We start from the raw sequence: 6109 nt of genomic DNA on the forward strand, positions 1-6109 counted from the left end.
CCGCTGGTGCGGGGCGGGCGCGGGGGTCAGGCGAACAACGCTCCCTGCTCGGTGTCCCGCTCGATCGCGAAGAGTGCCCCGTCGTCCTGCTGTGCGCCGATCCACGCGCCGTGCCATGTGCCGTCGGTGGCCTCGGCCTTGGTCACCAGTTCGGCGGCGAGCTGCGCCTCGGCGGTCACGGCGTCGGCCTCGGTGCGGGCGGCCCGGTTGAGGTGGTCGGCGAGGCTTCGGGCGCCGGCCCAGGCGAAGCCGGTCCACGTGTTGCCGGTGTGGGTGTCGAGCACGTAGGCGCCGACGACGCGGAGCGGGCGGACCTGGTAGCGGGTGGTGGTGGCCATGGGGGTGCTCCCTTTGGTGGGTGGGGCCGGGTGAGGTCCGGCATGCGGAACTGTAGTTGGTTGTGAAGTGGGTACACAAGGGATTACACAAGCGGCACCACTGAGGGGTGCGAAGACGGGCGCCGACTGGTGGCCGGCGCCCGTCGCTCAGTTCGTGCGGTCGAGGTGCCGGCGGTACAGCCACGCCGTCACGGTGGCAAGCGCGGCGACTGCCCAAACGGCCCACAGTGCGGCCGGAACGTGGCCGGTGGCCTCTACTCCGGCCAGTGCGGCACCGGCTGCGGCGATACCGGCGAGCGGCGCGTAGGTGGTGAACACGTGCACGGGGTCTCCCTTACGGCTGGAGGGGTGTGCGTGGGATGCTGGGGACCCCGGAGGGGGCAACTTTTCCTTGCCCCCTCCGGTCCCGTCAGCGGCGGTGTTTTCCCCGCCGCTTGGCCGCCTCTCGGGCGTACCAGACGGACGCGATAGTCCCGATCGCGATGGTCGCGCTGGACAGTGCCGACACGGCCATGATGATCAGGTTCACGTCCTCTCGGTTCATGTTGTCACCCCCTCTCCCTCTCGGTGTAACACCACTGTATAGGGGGTCTGGACGCTCTGTCAAGAGGGCCTAGACAAGAGCTTTTCACAGCCGTACGCTGCACACATGACGGACAGCAAAGACAGCGACCAGCAGGCACAGGCCGAGGTGCGCGAACGCATGACCGCCCACCTGAGCGCCGCTCTCGCCTGCCTCGAAGGACTCAAGAGCGATCCCGTTCAGCTCGAACGCGGGGCGCGCATGCTGGCCGAAGAACTCCTCCCGCATGCCGCGCAGCAAGTGAAGGCGGTGCGAGGTGAAGCGGTGCGCGCCTTGCGTGACGGAGATCAGTCCAGGCGGACGGTGCGCGAGCTGGCCGTGATGCTGGATCTGTCTCCGGCGCGCGTTGACCAGCTCCTTAAGGGCAAGTAGGCGTCTGGCTACCCACGTTCATGGCGGCGTACAGGTCGACCAGCTCGGCCCCGTGCCACGCTCGGTGGCCCCGGAAGTCGGCTCGCACGGGCGCGGTGCACGCCTGGCCGGTCGAGCAGGTGACGGACGACTCGCCTCCGGCGCGGGTCCGGCCAGTGAGCTGCCCGCCGCACCACGGGCACAGCCGGTCAAGAGTCGTCGTGCGCGCGTCGCGGCCGAGGGCCCGCTCGACGCGCTCGCGGGAGCGGCGAGCGACGGCGGCGACCTCGTCGAGCAGGCGGAGCGGCACGGGGCGGAACAGATCGCCTGACGCTTCGTTGAGGGCGCGGCCTTCGCACCACACTGCGGCCCAGTGCAGCCCGAACGCGCGTGAGCCGGGGTCGGTAGGGCTGGCGTAGTGCCATCGCGCGGGGTCGGTGCGGTCGGCCCCGTCGACGACGGCGGCCGTACGGCCGGGGCGGGTCGGCTTCAGGGCGCGGCGTACGGAGCGCTGTACGGCGGCGGCGAGGGTGTCGGCAAGCTCGAACAGCTCGCGTTCCGTGTCGAGTGCGGCGTCGAGCGCGTCGAGGTTGAGCGGTGCCGGGTGTTCGCGCAGTACGAGCGGCATGCGGCCGATCGCGGCCGTGGCGGGTATCTCGTCGAGGTCGGCGTCGCGTGCGGCGAGCTGGTCGAGGAAGCCGCGGCACTCGCGCGGGGGCCACTCGGCGGCCGGCGGCTGCTCGATGGCGGCTAGCAGGTCGCCCCACTGCTCGCGGATGGCGGCGAGGTCGACGGCGGCCCGGCGGCCGACGGCGGCGGGGGTGGTGGTGGCGGTCGTCATCGCTGCTGCTCCTGCTTGATGCGCTCGGCGTACACGGCTGCGGTGCCCTGGGGCGAGCCTGCGGGAATGCGGCGGGCGAGGGCGCGCGAGCGGGCGAGGGTGGCCTCGGCGCGCTCGGCTCGCCCGAGGTAGCGCGTGCCGACGCGGGAGGCGGCTTCGGCGCGCTCCTCGGCCCGCTCGGCGCGCTGCAACAGCTTGTGCCCGAGCGTTTCGGAATCGCTGAGCTTCCGCTCGGCGGCGAGCAGGCGCTCGCCGGAACGCGTGAGGGCGTCTGCGGCGTACTCGGTGAGTTCGGCGAACGGGGTCTCGCTCGGTCGTGCGAGGACGGCGGCGAGGGCGCAGCGGTGCTGCTCGGCCGTCTCGGTGCGCTGCTCGTCGGCCTCGTCGAGTTCGACCTCGACATGGGCGCGCAAGAGGCTCGCCTCGGCCCGGGAGAGTACGCCGCGCTGGGCGCGGGAGAGAAGTACGAGCAGGGAGTCGCGGCGGGTCTGGCGCTCGGTCTCGTCGGCGGTCATAGGCGTTCTTCCTGGGCGTGGTCGGTGAGGGTGCGGCATGTGGTGCAGCCGGTCGGGCAGGCGCGGCCCTCGCCGCGGGCGAGGCGGGCGAGGGCGCGGTCGGCGCGCACGCGGGAGCGGTATGCGCGCCACGCGGCGGCGAGGCGGATCACTGCCGGGGCGTCCGGTGGATGCGGTCCGAGGGGACTTGCGCGCAGTGCCGACACCGTCGCATCGGCCGCTTCGCCCATCGAGGGCGGACGGTGACCGGGTCGGCCTTGTGCGGCCTCTCCTCGCCTGCGTCACATCCCGGGCAGGAGTCGCGGAGGAGTCCGTACCCGTGGGCACACAACACCGTGCCGTCGGACGCGGTCTCGGGGGCGTCGTCGACGGGTGCGGCGTCGGTGGCGTGGCGCTGCTCGGTCATGGTCTCCGGTCCGTTCGGGAAGGGGTGAGTGTGCTTGCGCGCGCGGGACGGGCGGCGACCGGACGCGGGCCCGGTCGCCGGGGCGTCAGAACGGGGGTTCGTCGCTGTATCCGGGCTGCGTCTGCCACTGGTCGGCGGCGGGCCGCTGGTTCCAGCCGTTCGCCTGTGGGGCACCCTGGGCGTTGCCCTGCTGGCCGGTGGCCTTGGTGACGACAGCGGTTGCGCGCAGCAGAGAGGGGGCGACCTCGTCGGCCTGGATGTCGTACGAGGAACGGCGGTTGCCGTCCTTGTCGTCGTACTGGCGCTGCGTGAGCTTGCCGACGATGATCACGCGCATGCCCTTCTGCACGGACTCGGCGACGTGCTCGGCCTGCTGGCGCCACACGGTCACGCCGAGGAACAGCGGGTCGCCGTCGGTCCACTCGTTGCGCTGCTTGTCGAACTTCCGCGGGGTGGACGCGATGCGGAAGTTGCAGACGGCGGCGCCGCTGGGGGTGAACCTGAGCTCGGGCTCGGCAACGACGTTGCCGGTCATGGTGATGGTGGTCTCGCCGGACATCAGGCGGCCTGCCTTTCGGGGGTGGTGATGCTGGGGCGGATGGGCGCGACGGGGGCGAGCTGCCGCTCGCGGGCCGCAGCGCGGGCGGCGCGTTGCGCGGTCGTCTTGCACGCGCGGCATTTGCGGGTCCCGTTTTTCGCGCGGTACGTGTTCGCCTCGTCGTAGGCGTGGCCGGTCGGGCAGTGGGTCACGGCGGCGCGGCGGGCGACGTGGTTCGAGCTGGCGAGGATGTTCTCGCGGTGCGTGACGGCGCGAAGATGCGAGGGGCGGACGCATGCGCGGTTGCGGCAGCGGTGGTCAACGTCGAGTCCGGCCGGTATGGGGCCGTGCGCCTGCTCGTATGCGAAGCGGTGCGCCTTGACGGTGCGGTCGGCACCCCAGAAGGAGCCGTAGCCGTTCTCGTTGAGGCTTCCGTCCCAGTGGTGGCAGGGGCCGAGTACGCCGCGTACGAGGGAGATCGGCCCGGCCGTGTTCACCATGGCGGCGAAGCGTTCCGGTGCGGGGACGCGCGGGGGTGCCATCGGGGATCTACCTCCTACGGGACGCATGGACTCGGTCCGAATGTTCCAGCCCGGAACGGTCATGGACCGTCCATGGATGGACGATAACGCAGAGGGGGCGGCGCCGTGCGGGACTTCCGCCCCCCTGCGCAGCGCTAAGCGGCTGGTCGGTCGACCGTCAGCTCGTCGAGGTGGAGCGTCCACCCGTGGGCGGTCAACTCGTCGACGACCAGCTCGGCCACGTCGTCGGCGGCCTCCAGCCCGTTTCCGCGGGCGTTTTCGACGGCGGCACGGACCGCGGCGACGGCGGCGGCGGGCATCATCGGCGACCGCCTGCGGTATGCCGCGCGGACGGGCGTCCGGTGGCGGTGCGGGCGACGGGCGGGCGGACCATGAGCCGTGCGGCTTCGTCGAGGTGCCGCTCGGCCTGGGCATCGAGGGCGCGTTCACGGCGCGCGGCCTGGGCCGTCTGGTCGTCTGTGAGGCGCTGTTCGCGGGCGGCGGCTTCGGTGGCTTCCCGTGCGGTGCGCTGCTGGGCGGGCCCGTCGATGACCTGCACCATGCGCCATGCTCCGTGTCCGGTGTGCTGCTCGATGGTGGCGACGGCGCCGCGGGTGGCCATGTCGCGGGCTGCGCGTCGGGCGACGCGTTTGTCGCGGGTGGAGACGATGGGGGCGCGTCCGGTGGCGCCGGGCCACCGGCCGGTGACGCGGTAGCCGCGCACGTTGGGGGTGCGGTCGGTGGCTGTGGCGCGACGGCGGTGCGGCTGGTCCGGGTGCTTGCGGCGGTTCATGCGTGCTGCTCCTGTCGGGCGGGACGGGCGGCGGCCTTGTCGAAGCGGGAGGGGTGAGGTGTCGAGCGATCCGCGCCGCGGCCGGTGTGGCACGGCTTGTCGACGCGGGCCCGGCAGTAGTCGCACCCGACTGCGTACGGGTCGGGGCGGCCGGCGGCGACAAGCTGCTCGCGCTGGGTGCGGCGCGGCCGGTACTGCGCGAGTTGGGCGGCGGCCTCGGACGGGATACGGCGGCCGACGGCGGCGACGTACGGCTCGACGGCGGGCGCGGGCTCGCCACTGGTCAACTCACGGTGCGTCGAGGCGAGCGCGGCCCCGGTAGCGACCGCCTGCCGGATACCGACCAACTCGGCACGCCACGCGGCGACGTTGTCCGGGTCGACGGCCGGTGTCGGGTCGGTGTGGCGGCCGAGTACGTCGGCCTTGAACGTGTGCCACGGGCGGGACACGTCCGACGGCTTGATCGGGTATGGGCTGGTCGCGATGTGGTGCCGTACGACCTGCGCGGCGTCCCAGTTCCGGCCGGCTGGGTGGGGCGCGGTCGACGGCACGTCGGCGAGCAGGTCGGCCCACTGGTCGAGGGTGTCGGCGGCGGCCTGCTGATCGGTGGGCGCGCTGCGCGGGTCGAGGCGCACCGCGTAGGCGAGCAGCGCGGCGACTTCCTGTCGGTTCACTGGGCGGACTCCTCGGGAGTGGTGGCGAGGGCGGCGGCGAACATGTCGGCCGCGGCGGCGACTCGGCCGCGGCGCGGTCCGGCGAGGGGGATCACGTTGGCCCCGGGCGCCGTCGGGGCGCCCTCGGGCACAGGCGGGAGCGCAGTCCAGCCGGGCAGGAAGTACCGGACCGACCTCGGGCGGCTGCGGGCGTGCTGCCACTGGCCGCGGGCGTGGTCGACCAGCGCGGCAACGGCGGTGCGCTTCACGATCGCTTCGAGGCGGAACCAGTCGGCGGCGGCGAGGTTCCACTCGACGACGATCCCGGCGGCCGTGAGCGCATCCCGCAGGGGCCGGACGTTGGCCGGTACCGCTGGGGTCGCGTCCGCGCCCGCGTAGCTTGCTTCCTCTACTCCCGTAGGGAGTAGAGGGGTCGGGTCGGGTGTTGAGAGGCATTCAAGATGCCAATGTCGCGGGCGGGTTTTGGGCGTTGAACATGCCGACAAGATCGGTTGCATGCCGGTGAGGTCGGGGTGTTCGTTGGCGGCGACACCTTGCCGATGAGGGCAT

At 72.7% G+C, this 6109-nt stretch carries 12 protein-coding genes and 1 pseudogene; 1 reads left to right on the forward strand and 12 read right to left on the reverse strand.

Going from position 1 to position 6109, the window contains the following annotated elements; translation table 11 throughout:
* Positions 1-26 precede the first annotated feature (26 nt).
* The 3 genes from NMN56_RS30665 to NMN56_RS30675 form a co-directional block, all read right to left on the reverse strand.
* Complete coding sequence (locus NMN56_RS30665) at positions 27-338, reverse strand: hypothetical protein (protein WP_274043084.1); 312 nt, start codon at positions 336-338, stop codon at positions 27-29.
* Positions 339-485: 147 nt separating this feature from the next.
* Positions 486-662, reverse strand: coding sequence for a hypothetical protein (locus tag NMN56_RS30670; RefSeq protein WP_274043085.1), 177 nt, complete (start codon positions 660-662; stop codon positions 486-488).
* 85 nt (positions 663-747) lie between these two features.
* Positions 748-882 (reverse strand): hypothetical protein, encoded by a 135-nt coding sequence (locus tag NMN56_RS30675; protein WP_274043086.1) that lies wholly within the window; start codon positions 880-882, stop codon positions 748-750.
* Between the two features lie 105 nt (positions 883-987).
* On the opposite strand from NMN56_RS30675, the gene NMN56_RS30680 reads away from it, so the two are divergent.
* Positions 988-1293, forward strand: a complete 306-nt coding sequence (locus tag NMN56_RS30680) for a hypothetical protein (RefSeq protein ID WP_274043087.1) — start codon at positions 988-990, stop codon at positions 1291-1293.
* Here the strand turns inward: NMN56_RS30680 and NMN56_RS30685 are convergent.
* The 9 genes and pseudogenes from NMN56_RS30685 to NMN56_RS30725 form a co-directional block, all read right to left on the reverse strand.
* Positions 1280-2113 carry a hypothetical protein gene (locus tag NMN56_RS30685; protein ID WP_274043088.1) on the reverse strand — a complete coding sequence of 278 codons (834 nt, stop codon included), beginning with the start codon at positions 2111-2113 and terminating at the stop codon, positions 1280-1282. The genes NMN56_RS30680 and NMN56_RS30685 overlap by 14 nt on opposite strands.
* Positions 2110-2628 carry a hypothetical protein gene (locus NMN56_RS30690; protein ID WP_274043089.1) on the reverse strand — a complete coding sequence of 173 codons (519 nt, stop codon included), beginning with the start codon at positions 2626-2628 and terminating at the stop codon, positions 2110-2112. Before NMN56_RS30690 ends, NMN56_RS30685 begins: the two co-directional genes overlap by 4 nt.
* Entirely contained in the window at positions 2625-2780 is a 156-nt protein-coding gene (locus tag NMN56_RS30695; RefSeq protein ID WP_280842750.1) for a hypothetical protein, read from the reverse strand. Before NMN56_RS30695 ends, NMN56_RS30690 begins: the two co-directional genes overlap by 4 nt.
* 339 nt (positions 2781-3119) lie before the next feature.
* A complete protein-coding gene (locus tag NMN56_RS30700; RefSeq protein WP_274043091.1) occupies positions 3120-3593 on the reverse strand; it encodes a single-stranded DNA-binding protein in 474 nt (157 codons plus the stop codon).
* Positions 3593-4114 carry an HNH endonuclease signature motif containing protein gene (locus NMN56_RS30705; RefSeq protein ID WP_274043092.1) on the reverse strand — a complete coding sequence of 174 codons (522 nt, stop codon included), beginning with the start codon at positions 4112-4114 and terminating at the stop codon, positions 3593-3595. Before NMN56_RS30705 ends, NMN56_RS30700 begins: the two co-directional genes overlap by 1 nt.
* Positions 4115-4248: 134 nt before the next feature.
* Positions 4249-4416 carry a hypothetical protein gene (locus NMN56_RS30710; protein ID WP_274043093.1) on the reverse strand — a complete coding sequence of 56 codons (168 nt, stop codon included), beginning with the start codon at positions 4414-4416 and terminating at the stop codon, positions 4249-4251.
* Positions 4413-4886 (reverse strand): hypothetical protein, encoded by a 474-nt coding sequence (locus NMN56_RS30715; RefSeq protein ID WP_274043094.1) that lies wholly within the window; start codon positions 4884-4886, stop codon positions 4413-4415. The genes NMN56_RS30710 and NMN56_RS30715 overlap by 4 nt, the downstream gene beginning before the upstream one ends.
* Positions 4883-5560, reverse strand: coding sequence for a zinc finger domain-containing protein (locus NMN56_RS30720; protein ID WP_274043095.1), 678 nt, complete (start codon positions 5558-5560; stop codon positions 4883-4885). Before NMN56_RS30720 ends, NMN56_RS30715 begins: the two co-directional genes overlap by 4 nt.
* Positions 5557-6109, reverse strand: a pseudogene (locus tag NMN56_RS30725) (hypothetical protein); the annotation flags it as partial. The pseudogene NMN56_RS30725 and the gene NMN56_RS30720, both read right to left, overlap by 4 nt.

Source organism: Streptomyces iconiensis (assembly GCF_028657195.3).
GTDB lineage: Bacteria > Actinomycetota > Actinomycetes > Streptomycetales > Streptomycetaceae > Streptomyces > Streptomyces iconiensis.